This window comes from Streptomyces sp. NPDC059816, from assembly GCF_042732055.1.
GTDB lineage: Bacteria > Actinomycetota > Actinomycetes > Streptomycetales > Streptomycetaceae > Streptomyces.
In genome coordinates this window covers 31,499-49,100 of record NZ_JBHWIQ010000036.1, presented here as the reverse complement: position 1 = coordinate 49,100, position 17,602 = coordinate 31,499, and the positions used below count along the sequence as shown (strand labels likewise).

At 71.9% G+C, this 17,602-nt stretch carries 16 protein-coding genes; 4 read left to right on the top strand and 12 right to left on the bottom strand.

Features of this window, described 5'->3' with window-relative positions; translation table 11 throughout:
- The first annotated feature begins 81 nt into the window (after nt 1-81).
- Complete coding sequence (locus tag ACFV88_RS32715) at nt 82-1,239, top strand: nuclear transport factor 2 family protein (RefSeq protein ID WP_385495749.1); 1,158 nt, start codon at nt 82-84, stop codon at nt 1,237-1,239.
- An 86-nt stretch (nt 1,240-1,325) separates the two neighbouring features.
- On the opposite strand, the gene ACFV88_RS32710 is transcribed toward ACFV88_RS32715, so the two are convergent.
- Nucleotides 1,326-2,411, bottom strand: a complete 1,086-nt coding sequence (locus tag ACFV88_RS32710) for an epoxide hydrolase family protein (protein WP_385495748.1) — start codon at nt 2,409-2,411, stop codon at nt 1,326-1,328.
- 113 nt (nt 2,412-2,524) lie between these two features.
- Here ACFV88_RS32710 and ACFV88_RS32705 point away from each other — a divergent pair, with 113 nt between their 5' ends.
- Entirely contained in the window at nt 2,525-2,989 is a 465-nt protein-coding gene (locus ACFV88_RS32705; protein ID WP_385495747.1) for a MarR family winged helix-turn-helix transcriptional regulator, read from the top strand.
- Between the two features lie 91 nt (nt 2,990-3,080).
- Here the strand turns inward: ACFV88_RS32705 and ACFV88_RS32700 are convergent, their stop codons facing one another.
- Nucleotides 3,081-3,815: a vancomycin high temperature exclusion protein gene (locus ACFV88_RS32700; protein ID WP_385495746.1), complete on the bottom strand. Its 735-nt coding sequence runs from the start codon at nt 3,813-3,815 to the stop codon at nt 3,081-3,083.
- A gap of 336 nt (nt 3,816-4,151) precedes the next feature.
- Here ACFV88_RS32700 and ACFV88_RS32695 point away from each other — a divergent pair, with 336 nt between their 5' ends.
- Nucleotides 4,152-4,385, top strand: a complete 234-nt coding sequence (locus ACFV88_RS32695; RefSeq protein ID WP_385495745.1) for a DUF5988 family protein — start codon at nt 4,152-4,154, stop codon at nt 4,383-4,385.
- A gap of 15 nt (nt 4,386-4,400) precedes the next feature.
- Here the strand turns inward: ACFV88_RS32695 and ACFV88_RS32690 are convergent, their stop codons facing one another.
- The 5 genes from ACFV88_RS32690 to ACFV88_RS32670 form a co-directional block, all read right to left on the bottom strand.
- Nucleotides 4,401-5,687 (bottom strand): ABC transporter substrate-binding protein, encoded by a 1,287-nt coding sequence (locus tag ACFV88_RS32690; RefSeq protein ID WP_385495744.1) that lies wholly within the window; start codon nt 5,685-5,687, stop codon nt 4,401-4,403.
- A gap of 20 nt (nt 5,688-5,707) precedes the next feature.
- The gene (locus tag ACFV88_RS32685; protein ID WP_385495742.1) at nt 5,708-6,673 is read right to left on the bottom strand and encodes a hypothetical protein; all 966 of its coding nucleotides are present in this window, start codon (nt 6,671-6,673) and stop codon (nt 5,708-5,710) included.
- Nucleotides 6,670-8,142, bottom strand: a complete 1,473-nt coding sequence (locus ACFV88_RS32680) for a VWA domain-containing protein (RefSeq protein ID WP_385495741.1) — start codon at nt 8,140-8,142, stop codon at nt 6,670-6,672. The genes ACFV88_RS32685 and ACFV88_RS32680 overlap by 4 nt, the downstream gene beginning before the upstream one ends.
- An 86-nt stretch (nt 8,143-8,228) precedes the next feature.
- Entirely contained in the window at nt 8,229-10,385 is a 2,157-nt protein-coding gene (locus ACFV88_RS32675; protein ID WP_385495740.1) for a tetratricopeptide repeat protein, read from the bottom strand.
- Nucleotides 10,386-10,389: 4 nt separating this feature from the next.
- Nucleotides 10,390-12,108 carry a trypsin-like peptidase domain-containing protein gene (locus ACFV88_RS32670; RefSeq protein ID WP_385495739.1) on the bottom strand — a complete coding sequence of 573 codons (1,719 nt, stop codon included), beginning with the start codon at nt 12,106-12,108 and terminating at the stop codon, nt 10,390-10,392.
- A gap of 21 nt (nt 12,109-12,129) precedes the next feature.
- Between ACFV88_RS32670 and ACFV88_RS32665 the strand changes: the two genes are divergently transcribed.
- Nucleotides 12,130-12,564: an NUDIX hydrolase gene (locus ACFV88_RS32665; RefSeq protein WP_385495738.1), complete on the top strand. Its 435-nt coding sequence runs from the start codon at nt 12,130-12,132 to the stop codon at nt 12,562-12,564.
- A 49-nt stretch (nt 12,565-12,613) separates the two neighbouring features.
- On the opposite strand, the gene ACFV88_RS32660 is transcribed toward ACFV88_RS32665, so the two are convergent.
- The 5 genes from ACFV88_RS32660 to ACFV88_RS32640 form a co-directional block, all read right to left on the bottom strand.
- On the bottom strand, nt 12,614-13,192 hold the full coding sequence (locus ACFV88_RS32660; protein WP_385495737.1) for a dienelactone hydrolase family protein: 579 nt from the start codon (nt 13,190-13,192) through the stop codon (nt 12,614-12,616).
- Nucleotides 13,193-13,264: 72 nt separating this feature from the next.
- On the bottom strand, nt 13,265-14,059 hold the full coding sequence (locus ACFV88_RS32655) for an ABC transporter ATP-binding protein (RefSeq protein WP_385495736.1): 795 nt from the start codon (nt 14,057-14,059) through the stop codon (nt 13,265-13,267).
- A 2-nt stretch (nt 14,060-14,061) separates the two neighbouring features.
- A complete protein-coding gene (locus tag ACFV88_RS32650; protein ID WP_385495735.1) occupies nt 14,062-15,144 on the bottom strand; it encodes a FecCD family ABC transporter permease in 1,083 nt (360 codons plus the stop codon).
- Nucleotides 15,144-16,211: an ABC transporter substrate-binding protein gene (locus ACFV88_RS32645; protein ID WP_385495734.1), complete on the bottom strand. Its 1,068-nt coding sequence runs from the start codon at nt 16,209-16,211 to the stop codon at nt 15,144-15,146. The genes ACFV88_RS32650 and ACFV88_RS32645 overlap by 1 nt, the downstream gene beginning before the upstream one ends.
- A gap of 73 nt (nt 16,212-16,284) precedes the next feature.
- Nucleotides 16,285-17,412 carry a SagB/ThcOx family dehydrogenase gene (locus ACFV88_RS32640; RefSeq protein WP_385495733.1) on the bottom strand — a complete coding sequence of 376 codons (1,128 nt, stop codon included), beginning with the start codon at nt 17,410-17,412 and terminating at the stop codon, nt 16,285-16,287.
- Nucleotides 17,413-17,602: the final 190 nt, after the last annotated feature.

Here is a 17,602-nt window from a genome sequence, read left to right as displayed (position 1 = left end):
CTGCCGGTATGCGCATCCCGCAGGGCCGTCCTGCGAAGTGTGCGCTTGTCGCAGTCGGCGCCCTGCACCACGCTGGCACTCATGAACACACCGCACACGATCGCCGTCCTCGGCCTGGGGCGCATGGGCGGCGCGATCGCGACCCGACTCGCCGCCCGGAACTGGGACGTCATCGGCTGGACGCGCTCCGGGCGCACCCGGGGAACGGTCAGGACGACCGGCGATCCGCGCGAGGCCGTGGCGACGGCGGACGTCGTGCTCCTGGCGTTGTTCGACGGACCCGCCTGTCAGCAGGTCCTCGACGACGTCCGTGGCTCGCTGCGCACGGGGGTGACGGTCCTGAACACCAGCACCGTCGGCCCCGAGCAGGCAGCGGAGCTGGCCCGGCGACTCGGCCCGTCCTACGTCCACGCTCCGGTGCTCGGCTCCGTCACGGCCGTCGCCGCCGGCGCCCTACGGTTCCTCGCCGCCGGCGATCCGCATGCACTCGACCGGGTCCGACCGGTCCTGGAGGCGCTGGGCACGGTGCGTCGCGTGGACGACGCCGCGGGCGCCGCCGCACTCAAACTGGTCGCCAACCACAGCCTCGCCGGTGCCGTCCTCGCCCTGCGCGATGCGCTGCGGCAGGCCGATGCCCTCGGCCTGCCACGGGACCGGGCGCTGGACGTCCTCGAACTGGGCCAGCTCGGGGGGCTCGTGGCGCGCAAACGCCCCTTCCTCACCGACCCGCCGACCGCGGTCACGGCCGAGTTCACGATCGGGGCGCTCGTCAAGGACATGGCGCTGCTGGCCGACGCGTCATCCACCCCCCTGCGCAGTGCAGCCGGTCTGGTGGACACCCGTACCGACCTCGGGGCGGACATCGCCGTCGCCGCCACGGTCCCCGCCGTGGCGGACGCCGTGCTCGAACCGCTCCGCGCCTACGTCCGCGGGCACGCCACCGGTGATCCCGTCCACTTCCGCGCGGCGTTCCTACCCGGCGCCCGCATCGAGGGGGTCCGGGACGGCACCTTCGTCTCGTGGACCCTGGACGAGTACGGCACGCTCTTCCCGGGCCGACCGGCCGTGGACGAACCGACGCGTTCGCGCCGGATCGACTCGGTCGAGGTGCACGGCACCGTCGGGACCGCGACGATGACGCTGCGGCACGGCCCGGACACCTTCACGGACGTCTTCCTGCTGGTCCGTGTCGACGGCGGTTGGCGCATCGCCAACAAGGTCTACCACCGACACCTCTGAGCCGCGCGGCCTGGAGTTCACGGCCGGCGGTGTCCGCTCCGCGTGCGGGACACGGTGCGGCGGCGGGTTTCGACGGGCGGACGGCGTCAGTCCTCGGTGAGGGCGAGGAAGAACGCCCGTACGTCCTCGGCGAACAGCTCGGGCACCTCCATCGCGGCGAAGTGCCCCCCGCGCTCGAACTCCGACCAGTGCCGAATGTCGTACAGCCGCTCGGCCAGCGGGCGCACCGACAGCGTGATGTCGTGCGCGAACACCGCCACGCCGACCGGTACCGGGCACGGCGCGGTCCGCCGCGGAGCGTCGTGGTGCAGCCGCGCCGAGGAGGCAGCGGTGGCGGTCAGCCAGTACAGCGAGACGTCGGTCAGCATCCGTTCGTCACCGACCGGCGTACGGGGGTCCGTCCACTGGGCGAAGCGCTCGGCGATCCAGGCCAGTTGGCCGATGGGCGAGTCGGTCAGCGCGTAGCCGATGGTCTGGGGGGTGGCGGCCTGGAGCGCCTGGTAGGGCGGGCGGTTGGCCATCAGGTGCCTGACCCGGTCCAGTCGGGCCTCGTCGGAGGCGGACAGTTCGACGTCGGCATCGGGGTCCGGCCTGGTCGGGAGGTAGTTGACGTGCACCCCGACGACCTGATCGGGTGCCACCGCGCCGAGCGCCGTCGAGATGGCCGAGCCGAAGTCGCCGCCCTGCGCCCCGTAGCGCCGGTACCCGAGTCGGTGCATGAGCTGGGCCCAGGCCCGGGCGATGCGGACGACGTCCCAGCCGCGCTCATGGGTCGGTCCGGAGAAGCCGTACCCCGGTATGGACGGGATCACCAGGTGGAAGTCGCGAGACAGCGGTTCGATCACGTCGAGGAACTCCAGGAAGGAACCGGGCCAGCCGTGGGTGAGGACCAGGGCCAGCGCGTCCGGCTTCGACGAGCGGACGTGGACGAAGTGGATCCGCTGGCCGTCGATCTCAGTGGTGTAGTGCGGAAGCCCGTTGAGCGCGGCTTCGTGTGCGCGCCAGTCGTAGCCGGTTCGCCAGTGCTCGGCCAGTTCCTTGAGCCGCGCCAACGGGAAACCGTAGTCCCACCCGGCGTCGGCGACCTCGTTGGGCCAGCGGGTGCGCGCGAGCCGTTCGTCGAGGTCGTCGAGGTCGGCCTGCGGGACGCCGATGCGGAACGGCTCGATCATGGTCTCAACTCCGGAAGGATTCATTGGAAGCCCAAAGATTTGGACGACTAACGTTTACCCCGCGAACGATACCGCAATCATTGGCGGCACCAACGATTCGTTAGACTCGCCCCATGGAGAACCCGTCCGAGGACACACCGAACAACTGGGAGACGCTGCCGAGCTGGCTCCTCACCCAGACCGCCCACCACACGCACCGGCTGGTGGCCGACGGCTTCTCGTCGGTCGGCGCCCGCGGTTACCACTACCGTCTCCTGGCGACGCTGGAGGCGTTCGGCCCGGCCAGCCAGACCGCGCTGGGCCGCGGCAGCGGCATCCACGTCAGCGACATGGTCGCGACCGTCAACGAGCTGGCCGACCGCGGACTGGTCGAGCGCGCGCCGGACCCGTCCGACCGCCGGCGCAACATCATCTCGCTCACCGCTGCGGGCAAGCGGCGGCTGCGGCAGTTGGAGAAACGACTGGCCGAGACCCAGGAGGAACTGCTGGTGCCGCTGTCGCCCGAGGAGCGTCAGCGGTTGACCGAACTGCTGTCGAAGCTGTTGGACCACCACAACCGGCGAACCGGCGCGTCCTGAGCGCCGCGGCGCCCGGACGGTCCTCACCTCGGCCGGCGCCGCCCCACGGGGTCGGCCGGTACGGAGCCGGCCCGGGCGGCACCTCGCAGCCTCAGCGAACCTCCAGCGCCTTCTGGATGCCCTTCTCCTTGGCCCCCAGGAAGCGTGGGTCCGGTTCGAACAGCACGTTCATCGCGCCCTTGCCCGCCGCGAAGACCTCCCGGGCCTTCCCGTGGTACCAACTCGAGTCGAGCCGCTCGGCCACTCCGATGCCGTACGCGTCGACACCCGCCGAACGGCACAGCGTCAGCGCACGACGGATGTGGAAGTCCTGGGTCACCAGCACCGCACGATCGACACCGAAGATCTTCTTCGCCCTGACGCACGAGTCCCAGGTGTCGAAGCCCGCGTGGTCGCTGACGATGCGCCCGTCGGGCACCCCGCGCTCCTTCAGATACGTCCGCATCGCGTCGGGCTCGTCGTACTCCACCCGACCGTTGTCCCCGGTCACCAGGACCACCCTGACCTTGCCCGCACGGTAGAGGTCGGCCGCCGCGTCCAACCGGTGCGCCAGGTACTTGGTCGGCTTGCCCTCCAACAGGCCGGCCCCGAACACCACCGCCACCTCCTGGCGCGGCACGTCGGCGACCGTGGTGACCCTGCTGTCGGCGGCCAGGTGCATCCAGGTGGTCGGGGTGAGGGCGAGGACCGACGCGACCATGGTCGCCTGCACCAGCCGCCGCTGGGCCCGGCGGGACCTCGGCAGGCCCGGCCGCGGCAGCTTGCGCAGGCCGGACAGCTTGAGCCGCCGGGACGCGGCCACAAGGATCAGTCGTCGTTGCTTCATACCTGGTCGGACGACTCCTGCCGGCGGATGGTTCTCCGCGCCGCTGACGCAATTGCGGCTGCCCCGGGCCACGCCGTGCTCACCACCGCGGCGCGCTCAACCGACGGCGCGAACCGACACCCGGTGCTGTGCCGAAGGTGGGCCTGTGACGAGCAGGACGAGGGGAGGGGGCATGCGGACGTCCAGCCCGGCGTACGGAAGCACGACATGCGCCCTTCCGTACGCCTAGCGGATATCCCCCTGATCATGCCCAATGGACATCAGAGGAATGAATCCATCGCTCGGTCCCCTCACGATGCGGTCGGGACCGGTGCAGTCACGGGAATCGGGGTGGCCATGACCGGTGGGGACGTCGTGCGGGGAAGCCAGTGGGTGGTACTGAGCGGCGGGCCGCCGGAGCTCCCGCGGGTGCAACGGTTACCGGAGGGGACGGTCGCGGATGCGGCGCGACTGATCCTGGCCTTCTACGGACGGCACCAACGCTTCGTGCGCACCGCCGAGACCGAGTTGGTGGAGGGCCGCACGGTGCCGGTGTTCCGCTTCGACTACAGCACGAAGATCGCGGAGTAGCCGGCGGTCGGGCCGTCAGGTCGGTTCGGAGCAGATGCTGTTTGCGGGCACGGGCGCGTGCCGCAGCCCGTCCTGCACCCGCTGGAGTCGGTCCAGCAGCGTGCCCAGGTCCGCACCGTCGGCGTAGTCGAGGACGGCCCGGTAGAACGCGGCGGCCACGTCGGGGCTCATCACATCGGCGGCACCGAAGCACAGCCGATAGCCCGAACGCGGTTGCAGCATCGCCGCGATGCGCTGCTGCACCGCGTCGGTGTACCGGCTCACATCGGTGCGCGCCGAGAAGGCGGAGGACCCGGACGCCTCCACCCAGGCCCGTTGTCCCTCGGTCCCCGCCAGGTACGCGACGAACCGGCGGGCGCTCGGATTGCCGTCCGTGAACATGCCGATGAAGTCGCCGGACACCTCCACGGGACGGCCGGCGGCGGGCGCGACGAAGTCGAACCGGTCGGCCCCCTGGAGATCGGCGGCCAGGGCCGACCGGGCGCCGTGGACCAGTCGGCAGGTGGCCGCCTCCGTGGCCATCGGCTCGGTCGCCTCCGCGAAGCCCCGGTGGGAGGCGCCCCGGAGCGCCGACCGCCCCATCAGGTCGTGCCAGCGCGACCACGCCCGCTCGACCTCCGGGGACGTCCACGGCAAGGTGCCCGACACCCATCGCACGTAGGCGTCGGGGCCCGCGTCGGCGAGCAGGACGTCGGCGATCCAATCGGCCCCCGGCCAACCGGAGGTCGGGCCCGAAGCCAGGCCGAGGCACCACCGCAGACGGGACCCGGGTGCGAAGTCGAAGACGTCGGCGGTATCGGTGCGCCGCTCACCGCTCGCCGCGGAGTCGTACCAGACGAGGCTCTTGACGTCGACCTTGACCGGTACCGCGTAGGTGGTGCCCGCCACCCGGGCGAGGTTGCGGAAGGGCTGGAGGAAGGCACCGATGTCGACGGTGTCCGCATCCAGCGGTTGGAGGCCGTCCTCCTTGCCCGCGTACCGGGTGATGGCGCCCACGCTCGGCAGCACGGCGAGGTCGGGCGCGGCGCCCGCCGTCACCGAGGCGTCCAACTGTTGGGTGAGCGCCCGGGTGACCTGGACGTCGACCTGGATGCCCGTGTCGGCTTCGAAGTCCTTGACCAGGGAGTAGAACGCCTGGAACTCGCCCTGCTGCGTCCACGGAACCATGATGGACACCCGCTCGCGCGCATCCGTGTCCCTCACCGCGCACCCCGCCGTGACCAGCAGCAGGCCGAGGACCACGAGCACGTGCAGCAGTCCGGAACCCCGGCGGTGCGCCGGCTCGGGCACCGGTGTCGTCATGGCGGTCCTCCCCCGTGTCGTCATGGCCGCGGGAACTTGTACTCGGCGAGCCGCGGACGGTACGCAACGTGGTTCAGCACGCCGGCCACCACCAGGGCCAGGAGCGCCAGGACCATGGCCACGGGGTGCCCGGCGGTCGGATGGGCGGCCAGTCGGTCCTCGTCCCACGCGATCAGCGCCGCGGAGGTACCGGCGACGGCCGCGGTGACGAAGAACGCCCCCACCAACCGCAGACCGACGTGGCGGTGGAAGTGGCGCGCCAGGACGCGCGCGGTGGCGAGGACCAGCGCCAGCATGAGGAGCGGCGGGGCCGAGGCCAGGCCCCAGAGTTGGACGGGGTCGAGCCAACCGTCGTTCTGTCGCCGGGCCAGAGCGCTGTCCTGTATCGCCTCCAGGTCCTGGAGGGAGGCCAGCAGTCCCCCCGTTCCGGAAATGGGCCGGCGGGTGTCGGGGTCGACGAGTCGTGGGGCGGTGAGCGCGCCGCGCGCGGCGTCCACGCCCGCCCGGCCGCTGCGCGGATAGTCGCGGACCGCCGTGGCGGCGAGTGCCAGACAGGTGGTCAACTGCCCCTGGACGAACTGGATCTGCTTGCGTCCGGTGGCTCCGGCCGCATTGCCCTGGGCGGCGGCCGTGACGAGGGTGCTGATGCGTGCGGTCGCGTTGGCGAACTCCGTGCCCGTGCCGATCAGCGCGAACTGACCGGTCCGGCTGGCGCGCTCCAGCGCCCCGTCCGCCTGCTGCACGGCGTGTTGGGCGTCGCCGATGTCGTCGATCGCCGCATAGGTGTCCCGGACGGAGGTGATCTCCTTCCCCCCGTTGGTGGACACCGCGAGGTAGACGACGGCCGTCGCGCACACCATGGCCAGGACGCTCCCGCGCAGCCAGCGCAGCACCCGGACCGGATGCGCACCGCGCAGCCTCCGCCACACCCCGGCCGGCCGACGCCGTGGGTCGGAGGCGGACGCCCCTGCGGACGGGGGGCTCATCCGACGTTCCCGGCACGGCCGCCGTCGAGGCGGTGACCGCACTGTTCGCAGTAGTGGGCGGCGCGCGACACGAGCGGCGAACTACAGTTCGGGCAACGGCCGGGTCCCTCCCCCGCAGCCGCGGGGACGACCTGTTCGACCGCGTCCACGGGTGGGGGACCGGTGCGCGTCGAGTCGAGCCCGAGTTGCTGCATCGCCCCGCGCGACACGTCCGGCCGTACGATCACCCGGCCGTCGGAGGTGGTGTCCGCCACGGCGCGCAGCAAGCGCAAGCGCTGTTCGTCGCCGAGTTCTTCGGCGAGCCGCAGGGCGAGGCGCAGTTCCTGGTCGGCCCGGGCCCGGTCCTGCTGCTGGTGCGCGTCCGCGCAGGCCCGCATCGCCATGCCGAGTTCCCGTTCCGTCTCGACCCGGGTGAAGTCGGTGGACACGGGGATCCGGAAGGCCGGATTGGAACGACGTCGCAGGGTGAGGGATTCCACCGCTGCGCAGGGCACCCGTCCCCGGCCGTCGGACGGTTCGCTGTAGAGCGTGAGGTGGGCGGCGTGCAGCTGCTCCTCGACGGGCAGCGCCCCGAAGGGGAAACGCAGCGAGATCTGGTACTGGCGGACCCCCGGGGACCAGGCGCCGAGCGGGATGTGGATCTCCTCCCCGCGGTCGGCCGGTCCGGGCGTCAGATCGGCTTGTACGGGACGGGTCTGCTGGACGAACCCCAGGTCGAGCTGTTCGTGGATCCGTACCCCCAGGTAGACGCGGGGCACGACGATGCTCTGCGCCTTCTCCACCAGGTGCACGAAGTCCTGGGTGAGGTCGGCGATGTCGATGACGGCCGCGGCGGTTCCGTGCAACGCCTCCGTGATGCGGTGGAGTTCGCGGTAGTTCCAGTCCTCGCCGAGTCCGCGGGCGTCGCAGGTGAACCGGTCGGCGCAGGCCGCGAGGACGGCGTCGAGCTCCTCGGGGCTCTCGTGTTCGTCCCTGCCGTCGGTGTAGAGCACGGCGTGGCGCACGGCGCCGGCTGCGGTCGAGGTCTCGAAGAGCTGACGGGCACAGTCCAGCCACGTCCCGATCGCCGTTCCACCGCCCGTCAGTTGGGCGGCGACATGGGCCTTCGCCTCCTGTTTGCGGGCGGCGTCGACGCGCACGAGACGCCCGCTGGGCGGGTAGACCACGGCGGCCTCGTGGTGGCCCGCCACGATCCCGAGCAGGGTGCCGTCGCGCAGGGCGTCGATGGCGGCGCAGATCGCACGTTTGGCCTCGTCGAGCTTGCCGAGCCCGGCCATCGACAGTGATCGGTCCATGATGAAGACCTCGGCGCCGGGTGTCGGGCTCCCCGCGGCGCCCGCGGCGCTTTCGTCGTCTGCGCGGGCGCACACCGTGACGAGTACGTCGGCCCGCGTGGCGTCGAACGCCAGGTCCGGTGAGAAGTCCTTCTCCAACGTGAAGGTCAGCGCCGCACGCGATGAGTCCCCCATCGGTCCTCACGACCCCCTCGTCGCCGCCGAACCGCACTGTGTACCGTGGGTGCCCGCTCAGGCTAGCGGGAGCGTAGCGCCTGCGCTCAGGAACGGGAACGGCTACGCCGATTCATGTGCGCCGCCCCGCGGGTTGGCCGTACGGACCAGGGCCAGCGCGGTTCGGGTCTCAGTCGGTTGGCGAGATCGACCAGGGCGACGAACTCCCGCTCGGTGACGGAATGTCGCGCCAGCGCCCGGACCGCCTCCGACAAGGCCAGCCGATCACCGGTGACCTGGAACTCCGCAGTTGCCAACTCGGCTGTCAGAGCGGCATGTTCGGCGTCGTCCCCGTCGAGTCGGTCGAGCAGTGCGCGGACTCCGGCCGTTTCGTCCGGGTCGGCACCCGGTCCCAGCCGCGCCACGGAGAGCCGGAAGGCGGCGACGCGCGCCGCCCGTTCGAAGCGGATCTCCTGCGACAGTTCGCCGACGATCCGCACCGCCTGTTCGGCACCGCCGCTGCGCCACACGATGCGGGCCAGGCCGAAGCCGGCCGCTCCGAGCGCCGGGGTGGTGGCGAAGGCGGTGGCGTAGTGCGCCTCGGCGACCGGGTGGTCGCCGGCCCATTCCGCGCACAGCCCGAGGGCGAGCTGCGGGATCAGCTCGCCGGGCAGCGCGCCGCGCACCCGGGTGAAGTGGGACTCGGCGCCCGGCACGTCCGGTTCCGGTCGAGTGAGCGCGAGCAGGGCCTCGTACCAGTCGCGCAGCCAGTGCCCGTCGGGCAGCGGTACGCCCTGCAAGACCTGCCCCGCCGTTTCGGTGTCCGCCGCGCGCAGCAAGCGCCGGCATTCGGCCAGGTGGCCGACGACGTCGGCGGTCAACGCACGGTCGTCGGCGTCGCCGAGCGGCATCGGCAGGGCCGCCGCGATCGCCCGCGGGCTGGGGGCGGAGAACGACGGCGGCAGGGCCAGGCGCACGCCGCCGGGCGACCCGGGCTCGATGCCGGTCACGCCGCCGCCCGGTTCCACCGTCGCGTCGATCCAGTGGCCGAGCGGCCGGGCCGCGCCGATGCCGCCGTGCAGCGACTCGTTGAGCGGGCCGAAGAGCGCCGAGGAGCGGGCCACCCGACGGCCGGTCGGCGGCGTCGCCACGACCTGCCGGATGACACCGCTGAGTTGCTCACCGAACTGCCGAGCGGAGGTGAACCGCCAGGTCGGCCCGTTGACGTGGGTGGCGCGCTCCAGGAGCAGGGCGAGCGAGCGCACCCCCGGGGCGGACGGATCCTCCAGGTGTTCGCGGGACGCCTCCTTCAACGTCATGCCGAGGCCGTAGAGGTCGAACCCGGGGGTGGGTCCGTCCGTGTACTCCGCGTCCCCTCGCAACGGCGCGTACCTTTCGGTGAACTCGGCCATCGGCGAGCGGTCCGTGACGGAGCGCACCGCGCCGAAGTCGATGAGTCTTACCCGGTCGAGCGGACCTGCGGGGCCCGTCTCGTGGAAGCGGATGATGTTCAACGGCTTGACGTCACAGTGGAGCAGCTCGCGGCCGTGCAGGTAGTCGAGCGCTTGGAGCAGGCGCAGGCCGTGTGCCAGCAGCGTCTGGAGCCGGTCGCCCCGCCGTTTCGACAGCGCGGTGCCGGGGACGTACTCCAGCACCAGATAGCTGCGCCCGTGCTCCTCCTCGTAGCCGAGGATGCGGACGATCGCGTCGTGCCGGAGCCCGACCAGCGCATCGCGTTCCCGGTCGGACCGGGTGAGCGAGGTGCGCAACTGTTTCACCACCACCTCGGTGTCGAGGTTGCGGTCGTGCGCGAGGTACGCCGCGCCGTACGATCCCTGGCCGACCAGGCGGCGGACCTCGTAGCGGCCGGCGATGACGAGGCCGACGACCCGGTTGAAGTCGAAGAGCGTGCCGCAGTGCGAGCAGAACCCGGCGATCCGGCCCGCGCGGCCGTCCTGGCCGCGCCCGACGGGCCGCCCGCACCCGGGGTTGGCACAGAATCGGTGTTCCTCGGACAGCGGTCCGCTGCCCGTCTGCGGCGACTGCTCCTCGGTGCGGGCCGTGTCCGGCATCGGGAGGTCGTCGACCAGGGTGAGGCCGTACCAGGGGTCCGGCCGCACCTGCTCCACCCCGGCGGCCGCCGGTTTCGGTGGCGCCGCCACGGGCTCTGCCTCCGGCGGCAGCGGCTCCCTGTCGCAGGCGGTGCAGAATCCCTGTGCGTCGATGGTGCCGAGCCCGCATGCGGGGCGCTTGCACACCGCCATCGCCTCAACCTCCCTGACTCCGGTGACCTTCTCCGATCCGCTGGTCGACCGCCCCGATGTAGCGGGGGACCCGCCGCCGGGCCGCCGCGAGGTCGACCGGCACCCGTTGCAGCGCCGTGGCCGCGGCCACGTACAGTTCGCCGAGCCGCAGGTCCTCGGCCCCGACCAGGCGGGCGGCGCGCACCCGGTGCAGGTCCAGGGAGACGGTGAGGTCCTCGTGCTCCCCTTCCATCTCCCGCAGCAGGTCGACGTAACGGGTGACGGCGGCGTGGGCGGCCTCCGCGTCCTGCTCGACGGCGGCGATCTCGGCGTTCGGGTGCGTGGCCCGGGCGACGGCGAGGCGGACGGCCAAGCGGGGCGCCCGGCCCGGCGGCAGACGGGGCGGCGCCAGGAACGTCGTCCCCAGGGCCCGTTGGAGCTCCCGGGCTTGCTCCTCGGCTGCGGCCAGCCGCTCGACCGCCGCCCGGGCCTGCTCCTCGGTGGCCGGCCGCGCCGGCTCGCCCGCGGGCAGGGGCGTCGGGTCGAGGTGCACGTCGTACGCGAGGTCTTCGGGCGGCGCCCCCTCGAAGCCGAGGACGAGCCGCAGTCCGCGTGAGCGTGCGCGCAGGGCCAGGGGGGCGAGGAGTTCCGTGACGAGCCGGGAGGGGTCGGCGGCCCGGTCGACGCCGTCCACCATCAGACAGGGGGGTGGCCGCCGGTGCAGCAGGTCGCGCACCAGTTCGGCGACACCACCCCGGGTGCCGAAGCCGAACCGCCCCGCGAGGTACGTGCAGGCGTCGTCGGTGGAGCGGCCCCGTGCGTCGAAGGCGGCGTCGACGGTGCCGAAGCCGAGGACGGTGCCGCTGGGCGCCCTCGTGCGCGGATCGAGTTCCGCAGCGGTCCGGCCGGCGGGGCCCGACGTGCGGGCGAGGCGCACCAGCCACGAGGAGCCCGCGCCGGTCGCGCTGCCGGTGCCGACGAGGAAGGTGCCCGACCGGTCGCCTTCGCACAGTCGGGTCAGCTCCCGGGTCAGGGCGAGTTGCAGCGGATCGTCGAGATCGGGCCCGGGCAGGTCGGCGGGGCCGAAGTCGGTGATGCCGTTGCCACCGGAGATCGCGCCGAGCCCCGGCAGGTACGACAGGATCGTCTCGGTCGGCAGCATCCAGGCCGCCTTGGCTTCCTCGTTGACGTAGCTGGCGATCACGATGCCTATCACCCGGCCGGCGAACTCCCCGTCGAGGGCCATCACTCCGGCGCCCGAGTAGCCCGGCTCGATCCACGGATCGCCTTCGCTCACCCGCTTGAGCAGCCCCCGCTCCCCTTCGCGGCCACCGGACCCGGCCAGTTCGGCGTCCACTCCGACGCCGTACGAATCGACGTCCGGGAAGCCGTAGACACGCACCCTGCCACCGGAGATGGGCACCTTCCACAGCTCGGTCCGGATGTCGCAGTCGGCCGGCTCGTCCAGTTCGAGCAGGGCCACGTCCCCGCGCCGCGTCCCGCTGTGGTAGACCCAGGTGCCGGGTGCCACGCGGGCGGTACGGGTCCACTCGGGACGGCACACCGTGCTCCGCACGCGGACGCGCGTCGCGGGCCCTCCGGGGTGGGCGCCCGCGTCCTGGACCACGTGCGCAGCCGTCAGGACGGCCCGCCCGTCGAGTAGCACGCCCGCGCCCCAAGGCACGCCCTGGTCGTCGTCGACCCTCACCCGCCATGGTCTTTCCCGATGGTGATGCCGCGTCATGTGCCCACGCTAGTGGAGTAGTTGGCATTGGAGAACGACCTCAGCAGGACGCGGAAGTGTGCGGGGAACGTCGGTGCGTACGAGTGGTGCGGCAGACCACTGCGCCCCCTTGGCACTCCTGGCGCCGCCCAGGCCGTCGCCGAGGAAACCGGCTGCGACGCGGTGGTCGAACGGCTGCTGGGCGTGGACTCCAGGGTGATTCCCCCGGCCGAGCGCCCCTCCCCCGGGCTGCCCGAGCACCAGAACGTCGGCGTCTTCTACCAGGTCCGCATCACCGGCGGCCGGCTCCGGCCCGAGCCGAACGGCGAAACCGCCGAGTCGGTCTGGACCCCCCTCCCCCGGGTCGCCGACCTGCGCCGGTCCTCGCTGGTCGACATCGGCCTCGCCCTGGCCCGGACGCTTCCGGCCACCGGGCACGTCGCCGCCGTCCCCATCGGCGGGCTGATCCGACACTGAAGGGCCACCGGCACCGGCCTGACGACGCCGAGCGGGCTCCACGCACCCCCTACGCGAGGCGGTCGAGGAAGCCGAGCGCCCGGTGTTCGGCCCGCGCCGCGGCCACGGCGTCGTGGGACGGCAGGCTGCTGTCGGTGAACAGGTGCTCGTCACCGGGGTAGAGGAACAGCTCGGCGTCCGTCGCCGTCTCGACCAGCGCGCGGGCGGCGTCCACATCGCCCTCCCCGGCGAAGAACGGGTCCGCGTCCATGCCGTGGACCTGGACCGGGACGTCCCCGGGCCAGGCGCCGCCGAACTCCGCGAGCGGGAAACACGCCTCGAACAGCAACGCGCCCTTCGCGCCGGGGCGCGTCTGGGCCAGTCGCTGCGCCGGGAGGACACCGAGCGAGAAGCCGACGTAGACGAGCTCCGCGGGCAGCCCCTCGGCGGCGGTGGTTCCGCGTGCAGTGATCGTGTCGAACCCGACGGCCTCGGCATGGCCGATGCCGTCCCCGAGGCTGTCGAACAGCCGCCCCTCGTACAGGTCCGGGAGGTGGACGGTGTGCCCGGCCCGGCGCAGCCGTTCGGCGAACCCGCGCACGCCGGCGGTCAGCCCGTGTCCGTGGTGGAAGACCAGTACCTCGGCCATGACTCCCCTTCGCGCTGCGGCCTCCGAGTGACGCCGCGGCACGAGTATGGGCCACGGCACTGACAGGACCGCTCAGGTGTCACCGTGTTCGGGACTGCGGCCGGCGAGGACGATGTGGGGCCGACCGCTGCGCGGGTGGTCGATGACGTCGGCCTCGACTCCGAACACGGTGCGCAGCATCTCGGGCGTGATGATCCGCGCCGGTTCACCGTGCCGCACGGTCGTGCCCCCGCGCATGACGACGAGCTGGTCGCAGTACTCGGCGGCGAGGTTCAGGTCGTGCATGGCCATGACCGTGGTGAGCCCCTGCTGGCGGACGATGCGCATCAGCTCCTCCTGGTGCGCGAGGTCGAGGTGGTTGGTCGGCTCGTCCAGGACGAGGACGGTTGCCGCCTGGGCCAGCGCACGTGCGAGGAGGACGCGTTGGCGCTCGCCGCCGGAGAGCGTGGTCACGGAGCGGTCCGCCAGCTGGTCAACGCCGGTGCGCCGCATCGCGGCACGGACCCGTTCGAGGTCGTCGCGGCCCAGTGCCTGGAGCGGCCGCAGATGGGGGGTCCGGCCCACCGCCACCAGTTCCTCGACGGTGACGTCGAAGGTCACCCGGGTCTCCTGCGGCACGCCGGCGATCAGTCGTGCGGCGGAGCGCGGCTTCATCGACCAGACGTCCTGGTCGTCGACGTGCACCGCGCCGCTCTGCGGCCGTAGATGGCGGTAGACCGTCCGGACCAGGGTGGACTTCCCGGCGCCGTTCGGTCCGATCAGCCCGATCAGGGTGCCCGCGGGTGCCTCCAGGGCGGCCCTCGTCACCACCCGGACGGAGCCGATGGAGACGGACACCCCGTCGACGACCAGCGCACCGTCACCCATCCTCACGATCCTTCCAGTCGGACCCCGCGGCGACCCATCAGGAAGAGGAACAGCGGGGCGCCGATCACGCTGGTGATGACGCCGACCGGGAGTTCCTGGGGGGCCATGACGGTACGGCACACGATGTCGACCGCGAGCAGGAACAGTCCGCCCAGCAGGGCCGACATCGGGAGGAGTCGGTGGTGGTCGTTGCCCACCAGCAGCCGGGCGATGTGGGGGACGATCAGCCCCACGAACCCGATGGACCCGCAGAGGGACACCGTCAGCCCGGTGAGGAGGGCGGCGACGACGAAGAGCGTCACGCGCAGGCGCTGCGGGTCCACTCCCACGCTCGCGGAGGTCTCGTCGCCCAGGAGCATCGCATTGAGTTGGCGGGCCCCCGACATGAGGTAGACGAAACCGATGACCAACGCCACGGCTGGAAAGGTAAGTTGGCTCCAGGTGGCGCCGGCCAGGCTGCCGAGGAGCCAGAAGAGCGCCGAGTTGGTCTTGCCGGGATCCTGGGCCTGGAAGATGAGGTAGTTGGTGATCCCGGAGAGTCCCGCACCCACCACCACCCCCGCGAGCAGCAACCTGGTGGGCGAGAACTCCCCGGTCAGCCGCACGAAGGCGTAGATGGCGAGCAGGGCGGCAAGGGCGCCGACGAAGCCCGCCACGCCCGTCGAGGCACCTCCGAAGAGGGCGACGCCCAGGACGATCGAGGCGACCGCGCCGAGCGCGGCCCCCGAGGAGGTGCCCAACAGGTAGGGGTCCGCGAGCGGATTGCGCACCAGGGCCTGGGCGACGACTCCGACGACGGACAGCGCGGCGCCGATCAGCAGGGCGAGCAGGACGCGCGGCAGCCGGAGGTCCCACACGATGCCGTCCTGCACCAGCGTCCAGCCGTGCGGGTCGCCCACTCCGGTGAGCCGGTGGACGAGGATCTCCAGGACCTGTGGCGCGGGGATGGAGACGGAGCCGACCACGAGCGCGAGCAGGGACAACAGGGGTACGCACAGGACGAGTACGGTCATCGCCCAGCCCGTCCGGCGACGCGCGGCCCGGTCGCCGAGAGCGGTGGGCGGCCCGGTCTTCGTGCGGGACATCAGTCGAGGCGGCCGGGGTGGAGTTCCCGTGCGAGGTCGACGACCGCGTCGGCGTTGCGGACGCTGCCGATGGCGTACTCCTCGTAGGTCACCGGGATGAAGTTGCGCTCCTTGACCGCGGTCACGTCGTCCAGCGGCGCGAAACCGGTGAGGAACCGCTCGGCCTCGCGCACGACCTCGTCGAACTGGGCCTTCGTGTCCTTGCCGTAGACGACGATGGCGATCGCCTCGGGGTTGCGGGCGGCGACCTGTTCCCAACTCACCTTCTCGTAGGTGTCGTTCACATCGGAGAAGATGTTCTTGCCGCCCGCCTGGGTGATCACGGCGTTGGCGAGGTTCCGGTTGCCCTCGGCGTAGGGGGTCTGGGTGCCCTCCTCGTACTCGAAGCCGAAGACGCTGACCGGTTCCGCCGGGCCCACCGCGTCCCGGACCGTGGCGATCTGCTCGCGCATGCCGGAGGCCAGGGCGTCGGCCCGGGGCTCCGCGTCGAAGATCCGGCCGTAGTTGTCCAGGTCCCGGTAGACCGAGGCGAAGTCGGTGACCGGAGCCTCGGACGCCTTCTCGCAGGCCGTGCTGAAGGCGTAGTACGCGTTGATGCCCCGCTGGGCGAGCTGTCGCTGACTCAGTGCGCCGAGGCCGGCGTCGAAGTTCGAGGACCAGCCGCCCACGACCAGATCGGGGTCCACGCTCAGCAGCTGCTCCTTCTGAACGGGCGCGTAGGACTTCGGCTTGTACGCGCCCGACAGGGTGCGCAGACCGTTCGCGTCGTCCTCCAGTTCGGGCGGGAACGCCCCCGGGGACACTGCCTGGATGCCCGCGATCCTCTCCTTCTGACCGAGGGAGAGCAGCATTTCCAGGACGCTGGAGGTCACGGTGGCGACCCGGGCCGGCGGCGCCCGGAAGGTCGACTCGTGCCCGGTGCAGTCCACCACCGTGCGCTTCCCGTAGGGCTTGGCGTCCGTGGTGGACGCCGAGGAGGGGTCCCGTCCCGCGGGTTCTCCGCACCCGGAGAGGCAGAGTGCCGTCAGCACCAGGGCCGTCGTGAGTGGTCTGGTTGTCTTGGGCATGCGACCCGTCCGTTCTGGTGAAGAGTGGTGCTCCGGCCGGTCACTGACGCGTCGATCGGCGCCGGCCGGTGAGTCAGCGGGGTGAGGCGGCGACGCTCATGTCGATCGGATGCCCGTCGACCGGGCCGGACGGGTGTCCCGCACCGATCAGGTAGAGGGCGGTCTCGGAGATGCCGTCGATGCCGAGGGCGGCTTCGACCTCGCTGTCGCGGAACGCGGCGGTCTGGAAGGGGCCGAGGCCCGTCGCCGTGCTGACGAGGGCGAACGTCTGCGCGAGGTGCCCGGCGTCCAGCAGGATCATCCGCAGGGTGCGCGGGTGCCGGTACTTGTAGGCGGCCCGGGACACCAGTGCGGTCAGGAACGTCACGAAGCCCGCCGTGACCGCCATCTGCTGGCCGAAGCCGAGGCGGTCGACGTCCTGGGCCGTGAAGTCGGGGTCGATCAGTTCCAGCGCGTGCTGTTCCACGTTGTAGTGGTAGAGGCCCGGTGCCACGCCCTCGACGTTGAGCACGCCCACGTACGCCTCTATCTCGTGGCGTGCACCGCCGCCGGGGCTGGTGCGCATCATGAGCGTGCCGTACTCACGGGCGTCCACGAAGTACATCGGGCCGAAGGTGTAGTGCAGCACCGTCGCGAGTTCCCGCAGCGTGACGGGGTCGCCGGTGAACTCCCGGTGCGTGCGCCGGGCCAGCAGTACGTCGTCGAAGTCCCGGCGCAGCGGCAGGAAGGCCCGGGGCAACCGCACCCGGGGGGCGTCGGGATAGCTCTTGAAGACGGCGGGCGGCGGGCCGCTCTCCAGCGCGACGGCGGCGGCCGCGGTGCGGTGCTCGTCGTCGTCGCCGATGTAGACGGCGTCCTTGGTGCCGAAGTGGAAGAAGCGGGCCTCTTCGTTCCAGTTGGCCCACTCCTCGGCGAGGTGGTCCTCCCGCTGGGCCTGTTCCGGTGTGTGCAGGAGTCCGGCTTCCGCCAGCGCGCCGATGGCGTCCCGGACGGACTCCGGGTCGTAGTCGGGCAGGGCGTCCAGAACCGACTCCGGGTCCGTCCAGTCGTCGAAGCGGTGCAGCAGGAGCAACGCCGTTTCGTCGATGACGACCGCGTTGTCCTCCTCCACGTCGGAGGACTTGGTGGTCAGGTAGTCTTCAAGGACGAATTCGCCTTCGTGCCAATATCCGATGAGGCTGCGAGTTCGGCGAAGCTTCATACCGTTTCTCCTTGGAGCGCTGTGTGGGGCACCGGTGACGGGGTGCGGGTCGATGGGCAGCATCGCCCCGCACCCCGCCGCTCAGCCGATTAGGCCGGGTGGTTCGACAGCAGGTTGCCGCGGGTCTTCTTGGAGCGGACCTGGATCTTGATCTTCGCCATGGCCGGTCACCTCCTCTCCTGCTCGGACG

Bases quoted from the DNA above. Each gene is read 5' to 3' on its own strand.
- ACFV88_RS32680 (WP_385495741.1), bottom strand. From the start codon at position 8,142: ATGGGGGACTCATCGCGTGCGGCGCTGACCTTCACGTTGGAGAAGGAC.
- ACFV88_RS32650 (WP_385495735.1), bottom strand. From the start codon at position 15,144: ATGTCCCGCACGAAGACCGGGCCGCCCACCGCTCTCGGCGACCGGGCC.
- ACFV88_RS32715 (WP_385495749.1), top strand. From the start codon at position 82: ATGAACACACCGCACACGATCGCCGTCCTCGGCCTGGGGCGCATGGGC.
- ACFV88_RS32660 (WP_385495737.1), bottom strand. From the start codon at position 13,192: ATGGCCGAGGTACTGGTCTTCCACCACGGACACGGGCTGACCGCCGGC.
- ACFV88_RS32670 (WP_385495739.1), bottom strand. From the start codon at position 12,108: ATGACGCGGCATCACCATCGGGAAAGACCATGGCGGGTGAGGGTCGAC.
- ACFV88_RS32675 (WP_385495740.1), bottom strand. From the start codon at position 10,385: ATGGCGGTGTGCAAGCGCCCCGCATGCGGGCTCGGCACCATCGACGCA.
- ACFV88_RS32710 (WP_385495748.1), bottom strand. From the start codon at position 2,411: ATGATCGAGCCGTTCCGCATCGGCGTCCCGCAGGCCGACCTCGACGAC.
- ACFV88_RS32640 (WP_385495733.1), bottom strand. From the start codon at position 17,412: ATGAAGCTTCGCCGAACTCGCAGCCTCATCGGATATTGGCACGAAGGC.
- ACFV88_RS32685 (WP_385495742.1), bottom strand. From the start codon at position 6,673: ATGAGCCCCCCGTCCGCAGGGGCGTCCGCCTCCGACCCACGGCGTCGG.
- ACFV88_RS32645 (WP_385495734.1), bottom strand. From the start codon at position 16,211: ATGCCCAAGACAACCAGACCACTCACGACGGCCCTGGTGCTGACGGCA.
- ACFV88_RS32700 (WP_385495746.1), bottom strand. From the start codon at position 3,815: ATGAAGCAACGACGACTGATCCTTGTGGCCGCGTCCCGGCGGCTCAAG.
- ACFV88_RS32705 (WP_385495747.1), top strand. From the start codon at position 2,525: ATGGAGAACCCGTCCGAGGACACACCGAACAACTGGGAGACGCTGCCG.
- ACFV88_RS32655 (WP_385495736.1), bottom strand. From the start codon at position 14,059: ATGGGTGACGGTGCGCTGGTCGTCGACGGGGTGTCCGTCTCCATCGGC.
- ACFV88_RS32690 (WP_385495744.1), bottom strand. From the start codon at position 5,687: ATGACGACACCGGTGCCCGAGCCGGCGCACCGCCGGGGTTCCGGACTG.
- ACFV88_RS32695 (WP_385495745.1), top strand. From the start codon at position 4,152: ATGACCGGTGGGGACGTCGTGCGGGGAAGCCAGTGGGTGGTACTGAGC.